Annotated in this window: 18 protein-coding genes; 13 read left to right on the forward strand and 5 right to left on the reverse strand. The window is 67.3% G+C overall.

Features of this window, described 5'->3' with window-relative positions; all coding sequences use genetic code 11:
• Positions 1–45 precede the first annotated feature (45 nt).
• The 6 genes from ftsZ to VF167_12130 all read left to right on the forward strand — a co-directional run bounded on the left by ftsZ (position 46) and on the right by VF167_12130 (position 8413).
• The gene (gene ftsZ / locus VF167_12105) at positions 46–1227 is read left to right on the forward strand and encodes a cell division protein FtsZ (GenBank protein ID HEX6926154.1); all 1182 of its coding nucleotides are present in this window, start codon (positions 46–48) and stop codon (positions 1225–1227) included.
• 29 nt (positions 1228–1256) lie between these two features.
• Positions 1257–2558 carry a peptidoglycan DD-metalloendopeptidase family protein gene (locus VF167_12110; protein ID HEX6926155.1) on the forward strand — a complete coding sequence of 434 codons (1302 nt, stop codon included), beginning with the start codon at positions 1257–1259 and terminating at the stop codon, positions 2556–2558.
• Between the two features lie 16 nt (positions 2559–2574).
• Positions 2575–3303 (forward strand): 1-(5-phosphoribosyl)-5-[(5-phosphoribosylamino)methylideneamino]imidazole-4-carboxamide isomerase, encoded by a 729-nt coding sequence (gene hisA, locus VF167_12115; protein ID HEX6926156.1) that lies wholly within the window; start codon positions 2575–2577, stop codon positions 3301–3303.
• Between the two features lie 314 nt (positions 3304–3617).
• Positions 3618–4550, forward strand: coding sequence for a signal recognition particle-docking protein FtsY (gene ftsY / locus VF167_12120; protein ID HEX6926157.1), 933 nt, complete (start codon positions 3618–3620; stop codon positions 4548–4550).
• A 197-nt stretch (positions 4551–4747) separates the two neighbouring features.
• Positions 4748–6844 carry an ATP-dependent DNA helicase RecG gene (gene recG, locus VF167_12125; GenBank protein ID HEX6926158.1) on the forward strand — a complete coding sequence of 699 codons (2097 nt, stop codon included), beginning with the start codon at positions 4748–4750 and terminating at the stop codon, positions 6842–6844.
• A gap of 9 nt (positions 6845–6853) precedes the next feature.
• Positions 6854–8413 (forward strand): Nramp family divalent metal transporter, encoded by a 1560-nt coding sequence (locus VF167_12130; protein HEX6926159.1) that lies wholly within the window; start codon positions 6854–6856, stop codon positions 8411–8413.
• 136 nt (positions 8414–8549) lie between these two features.
• On the opposite strand, the gene VF167_12135 is transcribed toward VF167_12130, so the two are convergent.
• From VF167_12135 to VF167_12150, 4 genes are read right to left on the reverse strand one after another with little or no spacing between them, the layout of a single operon-like run.
• Positions 8550–8696 carry a hypothetical protein gene (locus tag VF167_12135; GenBank protein ID HEX6926160.1) on the reverse strand — a complete coding sequence of 49 codons (147 nt, stop codon included), beginning with the start codon at positions 8694–8696 and terminating at the stop codon, positions 8550–8552.
• Between the two features lie 10 nt (positions 8697–8706).
• Complete coding sequence (feoB, locus tag VF167_12140; GenBank protein ID HEX6926161.1) at positions 8707–10914, reverse strand: ferrous iron transport protein B; 2208 nt, start codon at positions 10912–10914, stop codon at positions 8707–8709.
• A complete protein-coding gene (locus tag VF167_12145; GenBank protein HEX6926162.1) occupies positions 10911–11138 on the reverse strand; it encodes a FeoA family protein in 228 nt (75 codons plus the stop codon). The genes feoB and VF167_12145 overlap by 4 nt, the downstream gene beginning before the upstream one ends.
• A 2-nt stretch (positions 11139–11140) precedes the next feature.
• Complete coding sequence (locus VF167_12150) at positions 11141–11428, reverse strand: FeoA family protein (GenBank protein HEX6926163.1); 288 nt, start codon at positions 11426–11428, stop codon at positions 11141–11143.
• A gap of 191 nt (positions 11429–11619) precedes the next feature.
• Here VF167_12150 and glyA point away from each other — a divergent pair, with 191 nt between their 5' ends.
• Genes glyA through VF167_12175 form a run of 5 tightly spaced genes read left to right on the forward strand, consistent with a single transcriptional unit; the run spans position 11620 to position 17463 of the window.
• The gene (gene glyA, locus VF167_12155) at positions 11620–12870 is read left to right on the forward strand and encodes a serine hydroxymethyltransferase (GenBank protein HEX6926164.1); all 1251 of its coding nucleotides are present in this window, start codon (positions 11620–11622) and stop codon (positions 12868–12870) included.
• 59 nt (positions 12871–12929) lie between these two features.
• Complete coding sequence (miaB, locus tag VF167_12160) at positions 12930–14315, forward strand: tRNA (N6-isopentenyl adenosine(37)-C2)-methylthiotransferase MiaB (GenBank protein ID HEX6926165.1); 1386 nt, start codon at positions 12930–12932, stop codon at positions 14313–14315.
• Positions 14312–14746 (forward strand): LapA family protein, encoded by a 435-nt coding sequence (locus VF167_12165; protein ID HEX6926166.1) that lies wholly within the window; start codon positions 14312–14314, stop codon positions 14744–14746. The genes miaB and VF167_12165 overlap by 4 nt, the downstream gene beginning before the upstream one ends.
• A gap of 3 nt (positions 14747–14749) precedes the next feature.
• Complete coding sequence (locus VF167_12170) at positions 14750–17086, forward strand: DNA internalization-related competence protein ComEC/Rec2 (protein HEX6926167.1); 2337 nt, start codon at positions 14750–14752, stop codon at positions 17084–17086.
• Positions 17083–17463: a DUF4157 domain-containing protein gene (locus VF167_12175; protein ID HEX6926168.1), complete on the forward strand. Its 381-nt coding sequence runs from the start codon at positions 17083–17085 to the stop codon at positions 17461–17463. The genes VF167_12170 and VF167_12175 overlap by 4 nt, the downstream gene beginning before the upstream one ends.
• Here VF167_12175 and pruA read toward each other — a convergent pair.
• Positions 17439–19067 (reverse strand): L-glutamate gamma-semialdehyde dehydrogenase, encoded by a 1629-nt coding sequence (gene pruA / locus VF167_12180; protein HEX6926169.1) that lies wholly within the window; start codon positions 19065–19067, stop codon positions 17439–17441. The two genes, VF167_12175 and pruA, sit on opposite strands and share 25 nt — an antisense overlap.
• A gap of 154 nt (positions 19068–19221) precedes the next feature.
• Here pruA and VF167_12185 point away from each other — a divergent pair, with 154 nt between their 5' ends.
• Together VF167_12185 and VF167_12190 are read left to right on the forward strand one after the other, a co-directional pair.
• Positions 19222–19482 carry a NifU family protein gene (locus VF167_12185; protein HEX6926170.1) on the forward strand — a complete coding sequence of 87 codons (261 nt, stop codon included), beginning with the start codon at positions 19222–19224 and terminating at the stop codon, positions 19480–19482.
• A gap of 158 nt (positions 19483–19640) precedes the next feature.
• Positions 19641–20753, forward strand: coding sequence for an Mrp/NBP35 family ATP-binding protein (locus tag VF167_12190; protein HEX6926171.1), 1113 nt, complete (start codon positions 19641–19643; stop codon positions 20751–20753).
• Positions 20754–20935: the final 182 nt, after the last annotated feature.

A 20935-nucleotide genomic window follows, 5' to 3' on the forward strand; every position in this document is an offset into this window, starting at 1 on the left:
CCTGGCCGCTGCCGCACACCCCACGCGGGCGGAGGAGGGATTGGAATGATGATCTTCGAGTACGAGGAGCCGGTCACCCGGAATGCCCGAATGAAAGTAGTGGGCGTCGGGGGAGGTGGGGGAAACGCGGTTAACCGGATGATCCACGAAGACCTGGAAGGGGTTGAGTTCATCTCGATCAATACCGATGCTCAGGCATTAAAGCAGAACATGTCGGGCACGAAGGTTCAGATCGGGAAGAAGCTCACCCGCGGTCTGGGTGCCGGGGCCCGACCGGAGATCGGTCGCGCCGCCATGGAGGAGAGCCGCGACGAGGTCGCGAAGGTCCTGGAGGGGGCGGACCTGGTCTTCGTGACGGCGGGAATGGGCGGTGGTACCGGCACCGGTGCCGCTCCGATCATTGGTGAGATGGCGCGCGAGATGGGAGCGCTCACCATCGCCATCGTCACCAAGCCCTTCCTCTTCGAGGGCAAGAAGCGGATGCGGCAGGCGGAGGAGGGTTTACAGGCCCTCAAGGCGGCGGTGGATACGGTGATCGTGGTGCCGAATGAGCGCCTCCTTTCGGTGGTGGGCCGGGGGACCTCCTTCAAGGACGCGCTGAAGAAAGCCGACGAGGTGCTGCTGAACGCGACGCGGGGGATCAGCGATCTCATTCGCGTCACCGGCGAAGTCAATGTTGACTTTGCCGACGTTCGCTCCATCATGAGCAACCGCGGCACTGCCCTCATGGGCACCGGCTTCGGGCGCGGCGAGAGCCGCGCGATGGAGGCGGCCCAGGAGGCGATCAGCAGTCCGCTTCTCGACAACATCTCCATCCACGGCGCTACCGGTGTGTTGATCAACATCACCGGCGGGGAGGATCTCGCGTTGGATGAGGTGACGACGATCAGCAGCATCATCCAGGAGGCGGCGGGTGATGAAGCCGAGATCATCTTCGGCGCCGTGCACGACACCTCGCTCGATGGGGAAGTGCGCGTCACGGTGATCGCGACCGGGTTCGACAAGTCTAGCTCGACGATGGATCGACGGGACAACATAATCCGTCCCGATTTCGGCCGTCGTCAGGAGCGACCGGCCGTGCGGACCACCCCTCTGCGGCCCGGCCTGGGCGCTTCGGACAACGACACGACGCGGCCCGCGCATCAGAGTGGGGAAACGAGGTTGGTCGAGCCCAGGCAGTCCAGCGACCTCGACATTCCGACGTTCATCCGCCGCCAGATGGATTGATGGCACGCTCTACACAGACGAATCCTTCGATGAATAATCCCCAGCGAATCCTCGCGCTCTGCGTGTTCGCGGCTTTCGCCGTGGCGCTCGGGGGCGTCTTCGTCGCCCCGGACCGCCTGCTGTCGCGGAAGCCCGTCGCGACGGCGCTCCTCCCGGCCGCGCACGCGAACCCGGTGGATGTGAGCGTCGAAGATACGCTCCGCAGCGGAGAAACGCTGTCGCAGCTGCTGGCGAGGGTGAGGCTGGCGGAAGATGAGGCGCGTGCCCTGCTGGCGGAATTGCAGGAGTACCAGGACCCGCGTCGGATGCGCCCCGGCTCGGTGATCTCCTACCGTCGCTCGTACGTCGACGGGTCGGTCCGCGAGATGGAATTCAAGCTCGACGCCGACCGGATGCTCAGCATGCAGCGGACGGGCGACACCTGGACCGGCCAGATCGAGGAGGTTCCTGTCTACCAGGATACCGCGGTGCTGACGGGAACCGTGCTTACCTCCCTCTATTCCGCCCTTCTCCACGGCGAGGGTGACATTCCGCGCTCAGAGCGCGAGCAGGTCGCCGATCTACTCGCGGACCGGATCTTCGCCTGGCAGGTCGATTTCTCCCGCGACCTGCGCAAGGGAGACACCTTCCGGATCCTGTACGAGCGAGACGTGCGCCCCGACGGCACGGCCCGCTCCGGGCGCGTCCTGGCGGTGCAGTTCCACATCAATGGGCGCGACTACGAGGCCTATCGTCTCCCTGGCGAGAACGGGGCGGACGAATACTACGAGCGCGACGGTGAGTCGCTGCGCCGCGCCTTCCTCAAGGCCCCCCTGCAGTTCCGCCGGATCAGCTCCTCTTTCTCGTTGAGCCGCTTCCACCCGATTCTGCGCCGGAGCCGCCCTCACTACGGCATCGATTACTCCGCCTCCGCGGGTACGCCGGTTCGGGCCGTGGGCGACGGGACCGTCATCACCGCCGGCCGAACGGGCGGGTACGGGAACATGGTCGAGATCCGGCACAAGAACGGCTACACCACCCGCTACGCACACCTCCGCGGCTTCGCGAAGGGGATTCGTAAGGGCGTCCGGGTGAAGCAGGAGGACGTGATCGGCTACGTTGGCATGACGGGTCTCGCCACCGGACCCCACCTCCACTACGAGTTCCGGAAGAACGGAAAACCCATCGATCCCAACAGCATCCAGCAGCTCTCGGGAGACCCGGTTCCGGCGGAGCGGCGGGCGGAGTTCGCCGCTGTGGTCAGATCGCATATCATGGCTCTGGACAGGACCAGCTCGCCGGTCCTGCTCGCGGATGCCCGCAACGTCATCCAGAGCCGCGCCAGTGAATGAGTTGCGGAAGGAGCCCGTGCTCCTTCCAGCGATCGACCTGCGTCAGGGTCGCTGCGTGCGCCTGGAGAAAGGGGACGCGCAGCGGGAGACGGTCTACGATACCGATCCGTTTCGGGTTGCCGAGCAATTCGCCGAGGCCGGCGCTGAATGGCTCCACGTGGTGGACCTCGACGCCGCCTTCGGTGAGGGATCCAACCGACGGCTCATCCGCGAGCTGGCGGAGCGCACGCCACTCCAGGTGCAGACGGGCGGGGGGCTTCGTACGGAGGCGGATCTCGAGGAGGTGCTCGACGGACCGGTTCGTCGAGCGGTGATCGGCACCGCGGCGGTGGAGGACCCATCGCTGGTCGAGCGCGCGGTGCAGCGCTGGGGCGTCGAACGTACCGTGGTCGGCCTCGACGCGCGCGGGCGAAGGCCGGCGGTGCGGGGATGGCGCGAGGAGAGCGGGATGGATCTCTTCGACCTCGGCCGCCTGCTTCACGCGCGCGGGGCGCGCATCGTGGTCTACACCGACATCGAGCGGGATGGCATGCTGGCCGGCCCGAACCTGGAGACCTCGTTGGCGCTGGCCGAGGCGACCGGCCTGGAGGTGATCGTCTCCGGCGGCGTTGCGCGGCTCGAAGACGTGGAGGCCGTGGGACGCGCCGCCCGCGAGCGGGGCGGCATTGCCGGAGTGATCGTCGGCAAGGCGATCTACGAGGGCCGCGTCGACGTGGCCGACGCGCTCCGGCGTTTGCGAAGCTGAGAGAACGAGCCGGCCGATCGGGTGTATCCGCCCGCGGGGTGTCCCCTCCGCGGGCGGGCTTCGTTTGGGAGCCGGCGTCGGAGGGGGTTGCAGGAAAATTACGAATTACGAATTACTGGCCATTCTTATGTCGTCCGGAACGAGGAAGGATCCCGGCCGATCCCGTGCTTGTACGCGATCCTTCGTTTCGCTCAGAATGACAAAGTCGTGATCTGGGTGACAAGCCGTGACCTAGGCAACCAGGCCATAATTCAAAATTCAAAATTCATAATTCAAAATTCAGATCCCGCAATTCGTAATTCGTAATTCGAGTCATGTCCCGGCTATTCAAGAAGAAGGAAGAATCCAGGAAGTCGCTCTGGGAGCGGATCCGCGACGTCGCGCTCACCGATGTCACGGTGCTGGCGCGGGGGGGCGTCGACGAGGGGTCGCTGGAGCGCCTCGAGGAGCTACTGATCGCCGCCGACTTCGGGGTGGCGGCCACGCTGCGGCTGGTCGGTGCGGTCGAGACTCTTGCATCCAGGGGAGAAGCCCGGTCGCACCAGGAATTCCTCGACGCCGTGCGGCGCGAGATCATCGCCATTCTTTCGGCGGGTCGCGCCGACACCGCGCTGCGCTTCAACTTCGACGGCGGCCCGACGGTGATCCTCATTGCCGGGGTGAACGGTGTCGGCAAGACCACCACCATCGGCAAGCTGGCGTATCGCTTCAAGCAGCAGGGACGAAAGCCGCTCATCGCCGCGGGCGATACCTTCCGCGCGGGAGCGATCGACCAGCTGCAGCGATGGGCAGAGCGCGTCGGGTGCGACTTCGTCGGCAGCGAGCCGGGCAGGGATCCGGCCGCGGTGGCCTTCGACGCGGTGGACACCGCCATGGCTAACAACGCCGACATCGCCATCATCGACACCGCGGGGCGGCTGCACACCCAGCACGGCCTGATGCAGGAGCTCGAGAAGATCCAGCGCGTCATCGCCCGCAAGCTCCCCGGTGCTCCGCACGAGCGGCTGCTGGTGCTCGACTCGACCGTCGGCCAGAACGCCATGGCCCAGGTGCGGACCTTCGGCGAGTCGATCGACCTCACCGGCCTCATCCTCACCAAGATGGACAGCACTGCCAAGGGCGGCGTGGTCGTCGCCCTCAAAGAGGAGTTCGACCTCCCGGTGAAATTCATCGGCGTCGGCGAGGGCATCGACGATCTGGTGCCGTTCGACATCGAGGAGTTTGCGGAGGAAGTGCTCACGGCTTGAATTACGAATTACGAATTACGAATTACGAATTACGAAGATTTCGGGCGCCGCGGGAAACTCGTACTCGCAACGCAGGGTGATTGTCTTTACTGGCGGCTCCTTCCAAGGAAGGCGTCGAGCCTCGAACTCCGAGACCCGCCGTCTGTAATTCGTAATTCGTAATTTTTCAGAGAGTCTGCAATCTGCGCCGAGCTCCGATGTCGTTGCCCTACCGCCCCCTCGACCGGCCCGTCCAGTTCCTGAAGGGGGTCGGTCCGCGGCGGTCGGCGTTGCTGGGGAAGTTGGGGTTGGTGACGGCGCGGGATGTCCTGTATCACGTGCCGCGTCGCTACGAGGATGCCTCCACGATCCGTCCGATCCGGACACTGGAGGCCGGGATGGACGCGACAGTGGTCGGACGCATCGTTTCCCAGGGGGTGCTCCCCACCCGCAAGGGGCTGCGGATCTTCCAGGTGGTGCTGCGCGATCGCAGCGGGCTGATCGAGTGTGCCTGGCCAGGGCAGCCCTTCCTCGACCGGGTTTTCCGCCCTGGCGACCTCGTGCTTGCCACCGGGACCGTGCGCTTCTTCCATGGGCGTCAGCTGCAGCCGCGCGAGTACGTCATTCTGGCGAGGGCGGGTGAGTCCGCCGGGGCCGAGGTTGGCGCTGTCTTCCCGGTCTACCCCGCCACCGAGGGCCTACCCCAGTGGCAGATGCGCAAGCTGATCCGGGCGAACCTCGAGGATTTGCTGCGCGATCTGGCCGAGGAGGGGGACCCCATCCCGGCCGAGGTGCTGGACAGACACGGGCTGCCGCCGATCGAGGTCGCCCTTCGGTTCCTCCACCGCCCGGAGAGCCTGGTGGAAGCGGAGCAGGGGAGGCGCCGGCTCGCTTTCGACGAGTTGTTCTACCTGCAGCTCCTGCACGCCCGCACGCACCACGAACAGAGCGTCGAGCGAAGGGGGATCGCCTTCGAGCGACGGGACACGTTGATGCGCCCATTCTACCGAAACCTTCCCTTCCAGCTGACGCGGGCGCAGAAGCGTGTTCTCCGCGAGATCGGCGAGGACATGGCGAGCGATCGTCGCATGCACCGTCTGCTGCAGGGGGACGTGGGTGCCGGCAAGACGGTGGTCGCCCTGATGGCCATGCTCCGGGCGGTGGAGAACGGCTATCAGGCCGCGCTCATGGCGCCGACGGAGATCCTCGCGGAGCAGCACGTCCGCACGCTGCGGTCGCTGCTGGGGGAGCTGCCGGTGCGCGTGCAGTTGCTCACCGGTCGCATGGGTGCGGCCGCGCGGCGGCAGGCCTTGAGGGCGATCGCAAGCGGCGAGGCGCAGATCGTCGTAGGCACCCACGCCCTCATCCAGGAGGGGGTGCGGTTCCATCGGCTCGGGTTAGCAGTAGTGGACGAGCAGCACCGGTTCGGCGTCCGTCAGCGTCTCACCCTCGCGGAGATGGGCGGCGGAGACGGGGATCCCGAGCCGGATGTCCTGCTGATGTCCGCCACCCCGATCCCGCGATCGCTGGCGCTTACTCTCTACGGCGACCTCGACCTCTCAGTGCTCGACGAACGGCCTCCCGGGCGGCGTCCGGTCCGAACGGCGCTACGGCCGCCCTCGGCGCGTACGGCGGTGCTCGAGTTCGTTCGTGAGCAGGTGCGGGCCGGACGCCAGGCCTACCTGGTATTCCCGCTGGTGGAGGAGTCCGAGGCCATGCAGCTGAAGGCGGCCACCGACGAGTTCGAGCACCTCAGCCGCGAGGTCTTCCCGGAGCTACGCCTGGGACTGCTGCACGGCCAGATGCCCGGCGAGGAGAAGGACCGGGTGATGCGCGAGTTTGCGGCGGGGAAGATCGACGTCCTGGTAGCGACGAGCGTCGTGGAGGTGGGAATCGATGTTCCGAACGCGACGGTAATGGTGATCGAACACGCCGAGCGCTTCGGGCTGTCGCAGCTCCACCAGCTGCGCGGCCGGGTCGGGCGAGGGGGAGAACAAAGCTACTGCGTGCTGTTGCAGGCCCACCCCGGGGCGATCGAGCGGCTACGGCTGTTCGCGTCCACCGAGGATGGCTTCCGCATCGCGGAAGAGGATCTCCGGCTGCGCGGCCAGGGGGACCTCTTCGGCGAGCGACAGTCCGGAATCCCCGCCTTCCGCTTCGCCGACCTCTCCCGCGATGCTTCGCTGCTGATCGCGGCCCGAAGTGAAGCTCGGCGGTTGGTGGAGGACGATCCGAGCCTTACCGACCATCCTCGCCTCGCGCACGAACTGGAGCAGCGCTACGGCGAGCAGGCGCGCCTCTACCAGACCGGTTGACGAGCATCCGTGCCACACGACACCACCGACTCCCAGTCGCCATCTCCGTCCCCATCGACCGCGCCGACGCTCGCTGCCGGCGGGATCGAATCGCCGCCCAGAACGTTCGGCTCCACCCTGCTCAAGCTCGGCCCGGGGATGATCATCGCGGGCTCCATCGTGGGCTCGGGTGAGCTGATTGCGACCACCAAGGTAGGCGCAGAGGCCGGATTCACCCTGCTCTGGCTCATCATCCTCGGGTGTGTGATCAAGGTCTTCGCCCAGGTCGAGCTGGGGCGGTACGCGATCACCTGGGGGCGCACACCGCTGAGCGCCCTGGACGAGGTGCCCGGGCCCAGGCTGCGGGTGAACTGGCTCGTCTGGTACTGGGCGGCGATGACGGTGCTCATCGTCTCCCAGCAGGGCGGGATCGTCGGTGGCGTGGGGCAGGCGCTGGCGATCGCCTGGCCGCTGACCGAGGCGGGGGAAGCCTACGGGGCGGTTCAGGGCGAGGCGACGCGAGCGAGAGTGGAGGCGGCGCTGGCGCAGCGCACCGGAGCCGGCGACGTGGAGACGTTGCAGCTGGCAGCCGATTCGCTGGCCCTGCGTGCCGGCGCCCTACCCGAGCCGAATGACGCTTACCTCTGGGCGGTGATCGTGGCCGTGATCACCGCGATCCTCCTGTACGTCGGGCGCTATCGGCTCATCCAGGCGGTTTCCACCATCCTGGTGATGGCGTTCACCGCGATGACGGTAATCTCCGTGATCGCGCTGGAGGCGACCGTCTGGGGAGCAAGTGCCGCGGAGTTCTTCTCCGGCCTGGCTTTCCGGCTTCCGCCGGAGGCGCCGGGGGTCAGACCGGTGGCGACCGCTCTTGCCGCCTTCGGGATCATCGGCCTGGGCTCGGCCGAGCTGATCATGTACCCGTACTGGTGTCTCGAGAAGGGGTACGCCGTGTGGACCGGGCCGCGCGCCACGACGGAGAGCTGGGCCGAGCGCGCCCGCGGGTGGATCCGCGTGCTGCAGACCGACGCCTGGGTCTCGATGGTCGTGTATACCTTCGCAACCGTCGCCTTTTACATGCTCGGGGCGGGCGTGCTCTGGAGGGTAGGGTTGAATCCCGAAGGCGGAACGATGGTCCGGACGCTGGCCGAGATGTACGCACCTATCTTCGGCTCGTGGTCCCAGCCCCTCTTCCTGGTGGGGTCGTTCGCGGTTCTCTATTCGACCTTCTTCGTCGCCGCAGCCGGGAACGCTCGGATGGTCGCCGACGGCCTCGGTCTATTCGGTGCGCACGACGGACGGGAGGAGACCCGCGCCCGCTGGACGCGCATCATCAGTGTCCTCTGGCCACTGGTGGCTGTTGGAATCCTGATCTTCGTGCGCGCCCCCGTGGCCATGGTGCTCGCCAGCGGCGTTGCCCAGGCGGTCATGCTTCCCATGCTCGGCGTAGCCGTCCTGTACTTCCGCTATCGCCGCCTGGACGAGCGCCTCGCCCCCGGCCTCGCCTGGGACATCTTCCTCTGGCTCTCCTGCGCCGGCTTCCTGCTGGTGGGAGGATGGGCAATAGCAAGCGTGCTCGGCGCGTAGCGCCGAGCACGCATTTTGTTTGAATTTTGTATTTTGAATTGAAGGGGGCGCCAGCCTCGCGGCTGGTATTACGAAATACGACCTAAGCAGAACGCTTCGCGCCTCCAATTCAAAATTCAAAATTCGAAATCCAAAATTAGTCGCAGCACCCTCCCCCACACCCGCCTGCCTTCTTCCGTGCTCGCGAGGTGCTGATCGTGCGATACACGCGGAGGCCCATGAAGAGCGCGGCACCGGCTACGATCAGCGCGACGATCAGCGACTGAACCGTCTGTGGGTCCACGATTTCCTCCTCAGGTACCGAATCCGAGAGCCAGGCCGCCGCGGTAGACCAGGAAGGCGGCGGTGTAAGCCAGCACCAGCATGTAGGCGAACTGGAAGCCGGCCCACTTCAATCCCTTCAGCCCTCCGCCCGTCTCCCGCACCACCACCGCGTTGGTGCTCATGCACATCATGGCGTAGACGTAGAAGACCATCAGTGCGACTGCCACCAGCGGGGTGTAGACGGGCTCTCCGGTGAGCGGATTGATTTCCGTCCGCAGCTTCTCGCGCAGCGCCGACGAGGTCTCGTCCGCCTCGCCCACCCCGTAGATGGTCCCCATCGTCGCCACGAAGACCTCGCGGGCAGCGAAAGAGCTGAGGATCGAAACCCCGATCTTCCAGTCGAACCCGAGCGGCTCCACCAGTGGGGCCACCGCCTGGCCGGCCTGACCGAGGAAGCTCTGCGCGAGCTGCTGCTCCTGCGCCAGCTCGGGCGCGGCGGTCGGCGGCGGGGTCGACTTCGGGTAGGTCGCCAGCGCCCAGAGGACGATCGAGAGGGCAAGGATGATCGTCCCCGCGCGCTTCAGGAACAGCCCTGCCCGGTGTGACACAGTGAGCAGCAGGCTCTTGGGATCGGGCAGCCGGTAGGGCGGCAGCTCCATGATCATCGGGCGGGTCGGCCCGCGCAGCAGCGTGCGCTTGAAGAGGGCCGCGACAGCGAGCGCCGTCACCGTGCCCAGCAGGTACATCGAGAGGAGTGTGACGCCGCGCAGGTTGAAGATCCCGGCGACGGTGATCGGCGGAATGAAGGTGCCGATCATCAGCGTGTACACTGGCAGCCGGGCGCTACAGCTCATCAGCGGCACGACCATGATCGTGACCAGCCGGTCCTTCTCGTTCTCGATCGTGCGCGTGGCCATGATCCCCGGCACCGCACAGGCATAGCCCGAGAGCATGGGGATGAAGCTGCGCCCGTGCAGCCCCACGCCGCGCATGAAGCGGTCCATGATGAAGGCCGCCCGGGCCATGTACCCGGTGTCCTCGAGGAAGCCTATGAAGAGGAAAAGGATCACGATCTGCGGAAGGAAGACGACCACGCTCCCCACTCCCGCGATCACTCCGTCGACGATCAGGCTCTGAAGGTCTCCTTCGGGGAGCAGCGCCCCCACCAAGTTGCCCAGCCCCGCGACCGCCCCCTCGACCGCCCCCATGACGGGCTCGGCCCAGCTGAAGATCGACTGGAAGACGATCGCCATCAGGAAGAGAAAGATCAGCGGGCCCGCCACGCGGTGGAGCAGCACCGCGTCGATCCGGTCAGTGAGGGAGTTGCCGCGTGCGGTCCGCCGGTGCACCGTGCGCTCCACCACCTCCGCGATCCACCCGTAGCGCATCTCGGCCTCGAGGGCGCGCGGATGGTAGCCCTTCTCCTGCAATTCCTGCCGCGCGGCCTCAGCCACCTCAGCAAGATCGGCGATGCCGCGCAGGTGGCCCTCCATCTCGGTCACGGCCAGCAGCCGGAGCGCCTCCATTGCGGCGGCGGCGGGGGAGAGTCCGGCGTCGACCAGGCAGCGCTCAACGGGCGCGAGCGCTGCGGTCAGCTCCTCCGGCAGCTCCATCTTCCGCTCCGGACGCGGGAGCTCCGGGGCGCGCTCGATCGCTTTCCGCAGGACGTCCAGACCCTGGCCGCGGGTCGCAACCGTGGCCACCACCGGTGCCCCCAGCTCGAGCGTGAGCTCGACCGCATCCACCTGGATTCCGGCAGCCTCGGCAGCGTCGACCTGGTTGAGGGCGATCACCGTCGGCAGCCCGAGCTCCAGCACCTGGCTCGCGAGGAAGAGGTTGCGCTCTAGGTTCTGCGCATCCACCACCACCACGACCACATCCTGCTCCTCCACGTCCGCAGCGCGGCCGAGCAGCACGCTCAGCGCGATCTCCTCGTCGGGGGAGCTGGCGGAGAGGCTGTAGGTGCCGGGAAGGTCGAGCACGCGCACCCGCCGGCCCGAGGCGCTGGTGTAGCGCCCTTCGACGCGCTCCACCGTCACCCCCGAGTAGTTGCCCACCCGCTGCCGCATACCCGTGAGGGCGTTGAACAGCGTGCTCTTGCCGGTGTTGGGATTGCCGATCAGGGCAACCCGAAGGGGGCGCTCCGCCTCGGCCCTGTGCGCATCGCCCCCGCCGCGCGAGCTTCGCGTCGACGAGGGCGATGGGGACACAGGAACGTCAGTGCCGACCGTGTTCATCCATCTACCGTGATGTGCTCCGCCTCCGCGCGGCGCAGTGTCAGCATGAAGCCTCGCAGCCGGACCTCGATGGGATCGCCGAGCGGGGCAGCGCGAATGACCTCGATCGTGGCCCCGCGCGTGATGCCGAGATCCATGAGCCGCTTCATCGCCGGCCGGGTTTCGTCGATCTGTGTAACCCGACCCTTCTCCCCCGGCCGCAGCCGGGCCAACGACCTCGACACGATCAGGAGCCCAGAGGGAGCACGGTGATCACCGACGCGAGCGCGGCACCGACGGCCACCCGTGATCCGCGTACGTCCAGCAGCAAGCCATCCTGTGACTCGAGGACGCGCACGCAGGCCCCCTCGAAGAGCCCTAGGTTGCGGAGCCGCTCCGCCTCGCAACCTTCGCAATCCATCCGTAGCACCGCCGCACGGATTCCACGCCGGCACACCGACAGTGGACAGGCGGTACAGCGGGCCCTCTCGCGGGCCGTGTCAGGAGTGATTCGACGAAGCCAGGCGGTGAGCATGTACTGTGATCGTGTTGAGAATCAATTTCAACCAAGGGCAAGTATAGAGTAACCCTGCCGGGTTCGCAAGGAACCGCCACGCATGAGCATTCGTGCGCGCCCGGAGAGGTGACACAACTCTCGACATCGACGGCAGATCCGGTTAAAATCCCATGCTTCCGAAGCCGCCTCGCGAACCCGATCCGCTGACCATGGAAGCCCTCAACGATACAGATTTCGAGATCCACGACCTCCTCGTCGCGGAAGCCGACCGGCAGGAGAACCAGCTGGAGATGATCGCCTCGGAGAACTTCGTTTCCCAGGCGGTGCTGCAGGCGATGGGCTCCGTGCTGACCAACAAGTACGCCGAGGGGTACCCCGGCAAGCGCTACTACGGCGGGTGCGAGGTGGTCGACGAGGTCGAGCGCCTCGCGCAGCAGCGGCTGCTGGAGCTCTTCGGTGCCGACCATGCCAATGTGCAGCCCCATTCGGGCGCCCAGGCGAACATGGCGGCGTATTTCGCGCTGCTCGAGCCCGGCGACACCATCCTCGGGATGAACCTCTCCGAGGGAGGGCACCTGACGCACGGTTCGCCGGTGAATTTCAGCGGGCGGCTGTATAATGTGATCGCCTACGGCGTTCGCCCCGACGATCACCGGGTCGATTACGCCCAGGTGCGCGATCTGGCGCTCCAGCACCGGCCGAAGCTGATCGTCGCCGGGGCCAGCGCTTATCCGCGCACGCTGGATTTCGAGGCGTTCGCCGAGATCGCGCGCGAGTCCGGGGCGCGGCTGATGGTCGACATGGCGCATATCGCCGGGCTGGTGGCCGCGGGGCTGCACCCGAGCCCCGTCCCGTTCGCGGACGTCGTCACCTCGACCACGCACAAGACGCTGCGCGGACCGCGGGGCGGGCTCATCCTGTGCACGGAAGAGCATGCGCGCGTCGTAGACAAGCAGATCTTCCCGGGCATCCAGGGCGGTCCGCTGATGCACGTCATCGCCGCCAAGGCGGTGTCGTTCAAGGAGGCGCTGCAGCCCGAATTCAAGGAGTACATCAGGCAGGTCGTCGCCAACGCGGCGGCGCTGGCCGAGGCGCTGCTGGAGCTGGGTTTCGACCTCGTTTCAGGTGGCACTGACACCCATCTCCTGCTGGTCGACCTGCGGGGGAAGGGAATCACCGGGCGCGACGCCGAGCGCGCACTGGACCGCGCGGGGATCACGGTGAACAAGAACACCGTACCGGGCGAGACTGCCTCCCCCTTCGTTACCTCCGGGATCCGCATCGGCACGCCGGCGCTGACCACGCGCGGGCTGGGCGTGACGGAGATGCGGGAGATCGCCCGGATGATCGATGCCGTGGTCTCCGCGCCGGACGACGAGGCCGTGCTGGAGCGCGTTCGCGGCGAGGTGCGCGAGATCTGCGCACGTTTCCCCCTCTTCGGATCCTGGGCCCGGGCGTAACCGCTTCTCTCCGAGAGCCGGGTTATATTGGTGCGTGAATCGGCAGAACCTGGAGTGTAATGGCCGGGATGAAGGCGTATATCGAGACCTACGGCTGCCAGATGAACCTCAGCGACACCGAGTTGATGAGGGGCATTCTGGCGGAGCACGGTTATGGCGAGGCGGAAAGCCCCGACGACGCCGATGTGATCCTGGTCAACACCTGTGCGGTGAGAGATCACGCGGAGCAGCGGGTGCTGGGGCGCGTGGGTCAGCTACAGCGGTACCGGGAGGGGCGCCCCGGGGTGATCATCGGAGTCACCGGCTGCATGGCCCAGCGCATGGGGGAGGATCTCCTCAGCCGCTCCGGCGGGGTGGACCTGGTGATGGGTCCTGACGGCTACCGGCGCCTGCCCGAAGCGATCGCCTCCCTGCGGTCCCGGTCCGCTGGTCCGCCTCCCGCTTCCCGGTCGCTGCCGGTGATGGGCCAGGGGCAGCGTGGGCTCACGGTGCTCGACTTCGACCCGTTCGAGAACTACGAGGGGGTGGTGCCGCGGCGCACCACGAGCGTCTCCGCCTGGGTCCCGGTGCAGCGCGGGTGCAATTATCGCTGCACGTACTGCATTGTCCCCTACGTTCGCGGCAATGAAAAGAACCGCGCCCCGGCGGAGATCCTGCACGAGGTCCGCGCCCTGGTGGACAGCGGCGTGGTGGAGGTGACGCTGTTGGGGCAGACGGTCAACTCCTACCGGGCGCAGGGGTGGGATTTCCCGCGTTTGCTGCGAGAGGTGGCGCGCGTCCCGGGCATTCGCAGGGTTCGCTTCACCTCGCCTCATCCGAACGACTTCACGCGCGAGCTGGTGGAGGTGATGGCGGAGGAGCCGGCCGTCTGCAACCAGCTCCACCTGCCGGTCCAGTCGGGTCACAACCGCACCCTGAAGCGGATGCTGAGGCGGTACACAGTCGAGGAGTACCGGGAGAAGATCTCGTGGGTACGTGAAGCGATTCCGGAGATCGCCCTCTCCACCGACGTGATCGTCGCCTTCCCCGGCGAGACCGAGGAGGAGTTCGAGGCCACGCTCGATCTGATGCGGGAGATTCGCTTCGACGACGCGTACCTGTACCGGTTCTCGCCGCGGGAGGGGACTCCCGCAACGAGGCTTCCGGCGGACCAGTTCCTGTCGGAGGAGGTGGCCCACCAGCGCCTGCGGCGGCTGATCGACGTGCACCGCGAGATCCAGACGGAGATCTATCGCTCGCGGTTGGGTCGGGTGGAGGAGGTGCTGGTGGAGAAGGAGGCCCGGCGGGGGGGCCTGCAGGGCCGCACGGAAGGGAACAAGGTTGTTTCGTTCGAGGGCCCGCTGTCGCTGGTGGGCCAGTTCGTCCACGTGCGTCTGCTGGAGACGACGGGAGCCACCTTTACCGGCGAGCTGGTGCGGGACGGGAGCCAGCAGCGCGTGGCATGAGCCGGAGGCTCGCGTGGCGTTGGGCTGCGCTGGCGCTGATCGCCCTCCTGGCGGCGCTCTTCGCTTCGTTCAACACGGGAGAACGGGTGGCGCTCGACCTGGGCTTCACCACGCTCTACCGGGTGCCGCTGGTTCCGCTGATCTTCCTGGCGTTTCTCCTGGGAATGGTCACCATGTTCCTGGTGGGGCTTCGGCACGACCTGCGGGTGCGCCGGGCCCTCCGGGAGGCGGGGTTCGCGGAGGTCGATAGCCCTCATCGACCGCGGCGGTCTCCGCCTGTTGAGCGAGACCGGTTGGCTGACGGAGTCGATCCGGGTCGCGACGATTCCCCCGGCTGGGTGTCGGCCCCGCGTCCCCATGCACCACCTGCCGAGGCACCGCCACCCGGCGGCGACGGCGACGCGGAACCGCCACCGCGCTATCCTCCGTGACCTGTGTTCCTCCCTCCCCTCGTCGTTGTCGTCCTCGTCTTCCTCGCTGGTCTTCTCCCCGCACTCCGCTTCGCTCCACCGGCCCTTCCCCTCTGGCTGAGCACCGCTGCCATCCTGCTGGCGTGCTGGAGGCAGACGCCCCGCCCGAGTGGCGGGAAGGACCTGCACGAGCTGCTGCTGGTTGCCGCCTTCGCCGGCGCGGGCGCATCGCTGGGGGCGCTGCGCGCGGCCTCTTCCGATTGCCGGCTCAGTCTACCGGATCAGGCGAAGGTGGAGGTCGAGGGGGTGCTCGGAGCGGGCATCTTCCCGGGGGAGGCCGCGGACGGCCCTCCACTCCTACCGCTCGAGCACGCGGTCATCCGTCGAGGAGAGCAGCGGTGCAGGGCACCGGTGCGGACTCTGCTTCCGTGGGGGGCGCCCGCGGCCCTCGCGGGCAGCCGCGTTGTCTTCGAAGGGACCTGGGTGCGCAGCCGCCGCCTCGACAACGGTGGACCCTGGCCGGTGGACGGGTTTCGCGCCGGCTACCTCCGTTCGGTCGATAGCCTCCGGATCGAGCCGCCTGCCTTCTCACGCCATCCGCTGCTCACGTTGCGCGGGCGCACGGAGGCCCACCTGCACGATATCTTCCCGCGCCACTTCGGCATGGTCGAGGCGTTGCTCCTCGGGAGGAGGGAGCGCCTCGACCCGGAAGTCCGCAATCGCTTCGCTCGCGCCGGACTTTCCCACCTGCTGGCCATCTCCGGGAGCCATGTGGCGGTCTTCGCCGCCGTGCTGCTGGTGCTGGGGAGCGCGCTACGCATGCCCCGCCGGCGAATCACCTGGAGCACCATCGGCCTGACGTCCGTCTACCTGGCCGTGATCGGAGCGCCCGCCTCGGCCGCGCGAGCGGGAGTGATGGTGACCCTTGCGCTGCTGTCCGTGCTGCTGCAGCGGCCGGCGGCCGTACTGCCCATTGCGGCGGGCACCACGCTCTTGCTCCTGGCCATCGACCCTCTTGCCGTCCTCGACGTCGGCCTGCAGCTCTCTTTCGCAGGCGTGTTCGGAATCATTGCCGGGCAGCGGATCTTCGGTCGCAGGGTGGCGCGCATGACCCGTGGTACTCCGTGGAAGTGGATCGCGGACACCACCCTCGTGAGCGTAGCCGCCTTCCTCGCCACCGCTCCGATCACCGCCTACCACTTCGGCACTGTCGCGCCGATCGCCATCCTCTCCAACCTGCCGGCGATTCCGCTGACCAGCCTGGCGCTCATCGGGGTGCTGGCTGCGGCGGTGGCTGCGCCGGTGCGGCCCCTTGCGGACCTGCTAGCCTCCGGCGCGGGGCTCTCGCTGGATCTGCTCGACCGGGTGGCCACGGTCGCCGCCAATGCTCCCTACGCGAACGCCACCGTCGACCGGGCCGATCTATTTGCCTGGGGTCTCGCAACCGTCGCGGCGGGCACCACGCTGGTGCTCGTGCGGCGCGGGAGCGGTCTGGTCCGCGCCACCGTCGCGACCGGCGTCGCGGCCACCGCCATCATCGTCTGGCCGATCGCCGTCAACGCCTCCTCTCGCGGCCTGGAGATCCACTTCATCGACGTGGGGCAGGGAGATGCGATTGCCGTTCGCACGCCGCGGGGACGCTGGCTGCTCGTGGATGCGGGGCCGCGAGGGAGGGAATACGACGCAGGGGAGCGCAGGGTGGTCCCCTTCTTCCGAGCCCGTGGTGTGGGCCGGTTGTCAGCGCTGATCCTGACGCACCCCGATCTGGATCACATCGGCGGCGCACCGGCGGTTCTGCGCGCATTGGAGGTGGAGCGCATCATCGAGCCTGGCCTGGCCGTCGGGAAGGAGCTCTACCTCGAGTTGCTGCAGGAGGTACAGAGCGAAGGGGCGGAATGGCTTGCCGCGCGAGATGGCCGGGTGTTGCGCCTGGATGGAATCGAGCTACGCTTTCTCTGGCCTGATCGAGTGCTCCTCGCCGGAGAAGTGGAGACGAACGAGGCGAGCGCCGTCGCGCTGCTCCGCTACGGTGAGTTCTCGCTCCTGCTCCCTGGCGACGCCTCATCCGACGTGGAACGGGAGCTGATTCGCAGGTATGGGGCGCACCTGGACGCGGACGTGCTCAAGGCGGGCCACCACGGCAGCGCGACCTCCACCTCGGCGAGCTTTCTGCAAGCTGTCGATCCCGAGCTCGTGGTCATCTCGGTCGGTCGGGGCAATCGCTACGGTCATCCCGCGCCGGCTGTCCTGGCCAGGCTCCGCTCCACCGGAGTCGACGTGGCCAGGACCGACGAGGAGGGGACGATCTCCCTCCGCGTCCGTGATGAGAACCAGGATCGACCCGAACGAATCGGAGAATGAGGCTCTTGCGGCGGGCTACCAACCTGCTTTTCGGCGACCCCATGGAGCCGCCCGCGGAGCTGCCGCCGGACAGCCTTCCACACGGCGTGAGATTGCGCCGCGGACGGCTCGTGCCGCGGATCGGCGGGCTGCTGATCCGCTCACGCTACCCCGCTGCCGCCGTCACCCTGCGGCGCACGATCATTTTAGACCCCGCGGCGCGGCTCACGCCCGAGCTGCTCGCGCACGAGCTCGCCCACGTGCGTCAGTGGCGCGCCGATCCCCTCTTCCCGCTCCGCTACACCCTGGCCACCCTCCGCTTCGGCTACCACGACAATCCTTACGAAGTGGAAGCCCGGGAGGCTGCCCGCCGTCACTCCTCCGCCATGAACGGATAGGCGAAGTCGCGGGGCGGGGCGAAGGTCTCCTTGACGGTGCGGGCGTTCACCCACCGATACAGGTTGATGATGGAGCCGGCCTTGTCGTTCGTCCCGCTGGCCCGCCCCCCTCCGAAGGGCTGTTCACCGACCACGGCCCCCGTGGGCTTATCGTTGATGTAGAAGTTGCCCGCCGCGTGTCGCAGCGCGACGTGCGCCTCGCGAAGCGCCCGCCGATCGTTGGCGAAGACCGCGCCGGTGAGCCCATAGGGCGAAGTCCGATCGACGAGCTCGAGGGTCTCGCTCCAGCGGGCGTCGGGATAGACGTACACGGCCACCACCGGGCCGAAAACCTCCTCCTGCATCAACCGGTACCCCGGGTCAGTCACCCGTATCAGCGTCGGCTGGATGAAATACCCGACCGAGTCGTCCGCTTCGCCTCCGTACAGGATCTCCACCCCGTCCGTTCTGCGAGCGTCTTCGATGTAGCCGACGATCTTGTCGAAGGCGGTTCGGTCGATCACCGCGCCCATGAAGTTGCGGAAGTCTCGCACGTCGCCTACCCGCACGCGCTCCAGCATGGAGACGGTGATGTCGCGCACCTGCGGCCACAGCGACTCGGGGATGTAGACCCGCGAGGCGGCGGAGCATTTCTGCCCCTGGTACTCGTATCCGCCCCGCACGATCGCGGTGCAGAGCGCCTGCGGGTCGGCGCTGGCGTGGGCTACGATGAAATCCTTCCCACCCGTCTCCCCCACCAGCCGCGGATAGCTCCGATAGGTGGAGATCCGTTCACCCACCTGCTGCCAGATGTTCTGGAACACGCGGGTCGAGCCGGTGAAATGGATTCCTGCGAGCTCCGGGCTCGAGGTCAGCACTCGGGTGATCGCCACCGGATCGCCGGGAACGAAGTTGATCACTCCCGGCGGAAGGCCCGCCTCTTCCAACAGCTTGACGATGTAGTAGCCGCTCAGCATCGCCTTGTCAGACGGCTTCCAGACCACCGTGTTGCCCATCAGAGCTGGCGCGGTGGGCAGGTTCCCCGCGATGGCCGTGAAGTTGAACGGCGTCACCGCATAGACGAACCCCTCGAGCGGCCGGTAATCCAGATGGTTCCAGGTGCCGCGCAACGAGTTCGGCTGGTCCTCGAACATCTGGCGGGCGAAGTGCACGTTGAAGCGCCAGAAGTCGATCAGCTCGCAGGCGCTGTCGATCTCCGCCTGGTGAGCCGTCTTGCTCTGGCCGAGCATGGTCGCGGCGTTCAGGATCGGACGCCACCGGGTGGAAAGGAGCTCCGCCGCGCGCAGAAACACCGCTGCGCGGTCCTCCCACCCCCAGCTCGCCCATTCCCGCTGGGCGGTGAGCGCAGCTTCCACCGCACGCTGCGCTTCCGCCTCACCCGCGCGGTGCCACGTTGCCAGCTCGTGCGCGTGCGCATGAGGCATCACGGCCCGACCGAGATCGCCGGTGCGGACCTCCTCCCCGCCGATGATCAGCGGAATGTCGAGGTGCTCACCCGCCATCCGGTCCAGCGCGGCCTTCAGTGCGTCACGCTGGGGCGTGCCTGGCGCATAGCTGTTCACCGGCTCGTTCACCGGTATCGGAAGCTTGGGAATGCTACTCATCGGCTCTCCTCATTCGAACAGAGGCGGCCCCAGAGGTCGGCCCGGGGCGCACGCCCTCAGGGACTCGTGCGAATGGCCCTAAACCTTGCAAGGAACGGGCTTCGGGGATCCGTAAACTTGACCTCCGGGGCCTGTCGAGGCTAGATTTCACGCCATGATCAACCCGCTTCCCCCGGCCGAAGCGCCAGCCAGCCTTCGAGATCGGATCGAGAGCACGCTCGACACGATCCGCCCGGCACTGCAGATCGACGGCGGCGACGTGGAATTCGTCAGCCTGGATGAGGATGGTGTCCTTCAACTCCGTCTGACCGGGGCGTGTGGCGCGTGTCCGATCTCCTCGTTGACGGTGAAGCGTGGCATCGAGCGGCGGATCCGGGCGATGGTCCCCGAAGTGAGCGAAGTCCAGGCGGTCTGATCCGCTTTGCAAGTCCAGCTTCACCTTGCCGCCGGCGCTCTGGAGCGCCGGCGTTTTGCTTTGTCCTGTAGCGCTGTTAGCTTCCCCTCGACCGCAGCGGGGTCCCGACGGTCGGGCGATCGTCGGCGCGTTCGCTTTCGAATGAAGGTATCACATAGATGAACCCCACGGGTGAACAGCTCCTGCGCCGTGTCGCAGCCGCCCTGACGCAGGTTCGCGATGCGCGCGGCGAGGACGTGGTCTCGACGGGTCGCGTTCGGGACCTCCAGGCCAGCGAAGACGGCATGGTGCGCTTCCGATTCGCCCTCCAGGCCGAGGATCCGGGCACGCTGGTCCGGTCGGCCAGGGCGGCGGCGGAGGCGGTCGAGGGTGTGCGGAAGGTGAAGATCGATGTGGCCCTTCCCGCCGCCGGAGGTCCGACGCGGCGCGGGCCGGCGGTTCCCAAGCCCGGCCTGAAGCCGGGGACGGTGCCCGCTCCGAAGCCGGCCGCGCGGCTACGCGCGAACTTCGATCGGGTGATCGCGGTCAGCTCGGGGAAGGGGGGTGTGGGCAAGAGCACGGTGGCCGTGAACCTGGCGGCGGCACTCGGAGCGAACGGCCGCCGGGTTGGCCTCCTGGACGCCGACATCTACGGTCCCAACGTGCCCACCATGCTGGGTGAGCACCGTCGACCACGCGTCACCGGGAGCAAGGGGGCGGAGAAGATCGAGCCCCTGGAGGTACACGGCATCCGCATCATGAGCCTGGGACTGCTGCTGGAGGAGGCGCAGCCGGCCATCATGCGCGGTCCCATGATCTCCGGGATCCTGAAGCAGTTCCTGGAGCAGGTCGAGTGGGGAAAGCTGGATCTGCTGGTGGTCGACATGCCGCCCGGCACCGGCGACGCGCAGCTCTCGCTGGCTCAGACGGTGGACGTCGACGGAGCCGTCATGGTGACCACACCGCAGGACGTCTCCACCGGCGACGTTCGCCGCGCCATCAAGATGTTCGAGCGGGTGAACACGCCGGTGCTCGGTGTGGTGGAGAACATGGCGGGGTTCGTCTGTCCCTGCTGCGGCACTGAGTACGACCTCTTCGGGCGCGGCGGCGGCGAGGAGCTCGCGCGCGTCGCCGAGGTGCCGTTCCTCGGTCGGATTCCGCTCGAGATGGCGGTTCGCGAGGGGGGCGATACGGGCCACCCCACCGTCCTCGCCTCGCCCGACTCCGCGGCCGGCAGGGCGCTGCGCGAGATTGCGGATCGGGTGGCGAGCGCGTTGGAAGCGCGGGGGTGAGGCGGTATCGGTTATCGGTCATTATCGGTTATCCGTTATCCGTTATCCGCTCCGACGAGTGAGTCGGCTTCAATCCGCGAGAGTCGGACAGCAGGCGAATAGAAAAGGACTGGCCACTCCGGAGCGGTGACCGGTCCTTTTTCTTACTGGACTGTGCGTCGAGGCCAGATTGCAGGTCCGAA

This window comes from Longimicrobiaceae bacterium (assembly GCA_036375715.1).
In the GTDB taxonomy this organism is placed as follows: Bacteria; Gemmatimonadota; Gemmatimonadetes; order Longimicrobiales; family Longimicrobiaceae; genus DASVBS01.